Source organism: Frankia sp. CeRuru1 (genome assembly GCF_977966315.1).
In genome coordinates, this window is the sequence record NZ_CDWWEW010000461.1 from 1 (window position 1) to 3054 (window position 3054).

Genomic DNA, 3054 nt, shown 5'->3' on the forward strand with positions numbered 1-3054 from the left:
CCCGGCCGCGGCGGACGCGGCGGCCGGGCCTGGAGCGTGGGTGTGTTGCAGCCCGTTGACCCGTCAACCGCTGTCCGCCGAGGCCGCCGCCCGCCTCGCCGGTGTGCTCAAGGCGATCGCGGACCCAACCCGGCTGCGGCTGCTGTCGCTGATCTACGCCCACGAGGGCGGGGAGGCGTGCGTGTGCGAGCTGACCGAGCCGCTCGGGCTGACCCAGCCCACGATCAGCCACCACCTGAAAGTCCTCGTCGACGTCGGCCTGCTCACCCGCGACAAGCGCGGGGTCTGGGCCTACTACAAGGCCGCACCCGACGCCCTCGCCGCACTCAGCACGATGATCAGCCCCTGCTGCTGACGGCGCTCCGGCGCCTACGATCCATGGCCCGGTACGCCGGGACCGAACCCCGCTCTAGACCCGACCGCATCCATCGGCGTAGCCGGCACGCTGCGCTGTGAGGAAGGCCACGAGACTGCCGTGACCACCAGCCCTGTTGCATCCGTCCTGTTCGTCTGCGTGCACAACGCCGGCCGCTCCCAGATGGCCGCCGGATTCCTGCGACACCTCGCCGGTGACCGGATCGAGGTGCGTTCCGCCGGCTCCCTGCCCGCCGAGCAGGTCAACCCCGCCGCGGCCGCCGCCATGGCCGAGGTCGGCATCGACATCACCGGCCAGAAGCCCAAGGTGCTGACCACCGAGGCGGTGCAGGCCTCCGACTATGTGATCAGCATGGGCTGCGGCGACGCCTGCCCGGTCTTCCCCGGCAAGAACTATCTCACCTGGGACCTCGACGACCCCGCCGGCCAGGGCGTTGACGCTGTTCGCCCGATCCGCGACCAGATCGAGATCCTTATCAAGGACCTCATCGCGGAGATCGGCAGCCGGCCGGAGCGTCCGAGCATCCCAGCCTGACCGCTCTGCCCGCCGAGGTAGATGCCAACGTGTGTGATTACGCCCCCCGGAGATCCGCGCTCAGGGCCCGCCGGTGGCGGCGGGGGACGGGTCGGCCGTGCGGCGGTCATCGAGTTGTTCGACCAGGCGTGACAGGGCCGGCAAGGCTTCGACGATAACGGCCTGGTCGGCGGCGGCGAGCCGGCCCAGTGCGTCGCCGAGCCTGCGTTCGTGGGCCTCGCGCCACCCCTGCAGATGGCGGGTACCGGTCTCGGTCAACGACACCCGGGCCGCGCGCCGGTCGGCCGGGTCGGTGACCCGCCGCAGAAGATCCGCGTCCGACATCTGTTGCACCAGGGTGCTCACCGTATTCGGAGCCAGGTGGAGCAGGCCTGCGAGCTCACCCACCCGCGCGCCGTCGCGTTCCTGCAGGCACTGCAACAACTCCACCTGGGCCATCGGCAGGGCCTCCCACGGGTAGTCGCTGCGGATACTCGTCCGCAGCACCCGTCGAAGTCGAGTGACGACCTCGGTCAACGCCCGCGCGTCCCGCTCCAGCCGTAGCTGCACCGCCACCCCGACAGGATAGCTAGGAAAGGGCCGGGTTTCACCGGTCGGATCAGCAGGTTCTCCGCGCCGACGATCGCCTGGCGGGATCATCACCCGCGCCGGCCACGATCCGCCCTCAGGGGGCGGTCAGCACGCGGGGGCCGTCCTCGGTGATCGCGACGGTGTGCTCGGCGTGGGCGGCGCGGCTGCCGTCGCCGGTGCGCAGCGCCCAGCCGTCGGGGGCCGTGCGGCAGTGGTCGCGACCGCCGGCGAGGAACATCGGCTCCAGGGCGAGGACCAGTCCGGGGCGCAGCAGCATGCCCCGGCCGGGCCGGCCGTCGTTGGGAACACCGGGGTCCTCGTGCATGCGCCGGCCGATGCCGTGGCCGCCGAAGCCGCGCGGGATGCCGTAGCCGGCTGCCCGCCCGACCCGGCCGATGGCGTGCGCGATGTCGCCGAGGCGGCCGCCCGCGACCGCGGCGGTGATGCCGGCGGCCAGCGCGCGGCGGGTGGTCTCGACGAGGTCGGCGTCGCCCGGTCGGGGGGTGCCGACGCAGAAGCTGACGGCCGCGTCGCCGACCCAGCCGTCGAGCTCGGCGCCGCAGTCGACGCTGAGCAGGTCGCCGTCGCGCAGCGGGGTGCCGTCGGGGATGCCGTGCACGATCGTGTCGTTGACCGAGGTGCAGATGACCGCGGGGAACGGGCTCGGGGCGAAGGGCGGCTGGTAGTGCAGGAAGGCCGGGTCGGCCCCGGCGTCGCGGATCACCGCGTGCGCGGTGTCGTCGAGCTCGCGCAGGGTGACGCCGGCCGCGGCGGTGGCGCGTACCGCCGCGAGGGCGCGGGCGACGACCGCCCCGGCCGCGGCCATCGCCTCGATCGCCGTGCCCGACTTCAGTTCGACCATGGGTTGCTCCGTCTCCCGCCGCCGGTGCCGTCTCCCGCCGCCGGTGCCGCAGGAGAGCCCACGGGAGACCCCGGCTGCCCCGCCTGCCCTCTACTCAGCCGACAGGCTCGGACCCGCACCCGTGACCAATTCTTATACCGTTATTAGTATCACGGTTGTGGTGCGGAGCCGGGTAGGGGCATGCCGGTACTAGCATCATGGTCATGGTGCGGACGCCGTTGACCCGGCTGGAACGCGAACGCGGTGAGCGGTTGGGCGCCCTGCTGCGCACCGCCCGGGGGGACCGCAGCATGGTCGAGGTCGCCGCGGCGGCCGGGCTGTCGGCGGAGACGCTGCGCAAGATCGAGGCAGGTCGGATCGCGACCCCGGCGTTCTTCACCGTCGCCGCGCTGGCGCGGGTCCTCGGCCTGTCCCTGGACCTGCTCGCCGACGCCTGCGCCCCGGTGCCCGCCGGCGCGGCGGTCCCGTCCGGCGTCGCCTGGGGCTGAGAAACGTCGGGAAGAACGATTCGCGTTTGTCTTCCTTAACAACACCAGCGGCGCGAGCCGATGCTGATCAAAGTGGTCCGCTCGACCGCCCAGCCGACCTGGTCCGCGGTCACGCGGAAGCGCCGCTACCCCGACCCGGCGCGCCATGCCGGGCGATCGCGACCGTCACCCGCCGGCCGGCGCGTTTGGGTACGAGCAGGACCGGCTGTGGCATGGCCGTTCCC

Annotated in this window: 5 protein-coding genes and 1 pseudogene; 3 read left to right on the forward strand and 3 right to left on the reverse strand. The window is 72.8% G+C overall.

Annotated elements, in window-relative coordinates:
- Positions 1–355 (forward strand): metalloregulator ArsR/SmtB family transcription factor (locus AC08OP_RS22645; protein WP_476616018.1); only part of this gene is annotated, 355 nt, incomplete at its 5' end.
- A 120-nt stretch (positions 356–475) separates the two neighbouring features.
- Positions 476–910 (forward strand): arsenate reductase ArsC, encoded by a 435-nt coding sequence (locus tag AC08OP_RS22650; protein ID WP_476616019.1) that lies wholly within the window; start codon positions 476–478, stop codon positions 908–910.
- A gap of 60 nt (positions 911–970) precedes the next feature.
- On the opposite strand, the gene AC08OP_RS22655 is transcribed toward AC08OP_RS22650, so the two are convergent.
- Both AC08OP_RS22655 and map read right to left on the reverse strand, forming a co-directional pair.
- On the reverse strand, positions 971–1459 hold the full coding sequence (locus AC08OP_RS22655; protein ID WP_476616020.1) for a MarR family winged helix-turn-helix transcriptional regulator: 489 nt from the start codon (positions 1457–1459) through the stop codon (positions 971–973).
- A gap of 115 nt (positions 1460–1574) precedes the next feature.
- Positions 1575–2342 carry a type I methionyl aminopeptidase gene (gene map / locus AC08OP_RS22660; protein WP_476616021.1) on the reverse strand — a complete coding sequence of 256 codons (768 nt, stop codon included), beginning with the start codon at positions 2340–2342 and terminating at the stop codon, positions 1575–1577.
- A 203-nt stretch (positions 2343–2545) separates the two neighbouring features.
- Between map and AC08OP_RS22665 the strand changes: the two genes are divergently transcribed.
- Positions 2546–2830, forward strand: a complete 285-nt coding sequence (locus tag AC08OP_RS22665; RefSeq protein ID WP_476616023.1) for a helix-turn-helix domain-containing protein — start codon at positions 2546–2548, stop codon at positions 2828–2830.
- Between the two features lie 109 nt (positions 2831–2939).
- Here the strand turns inward: AC08OP_RS22665 and AC08OP_RS22670 are convergent.
- A pseudogene (locus AC08OP_RS22670) lies at positions 2940–3054 on the reverse strand (cobalamin biosynthesis protein); the annotation flags it as partial.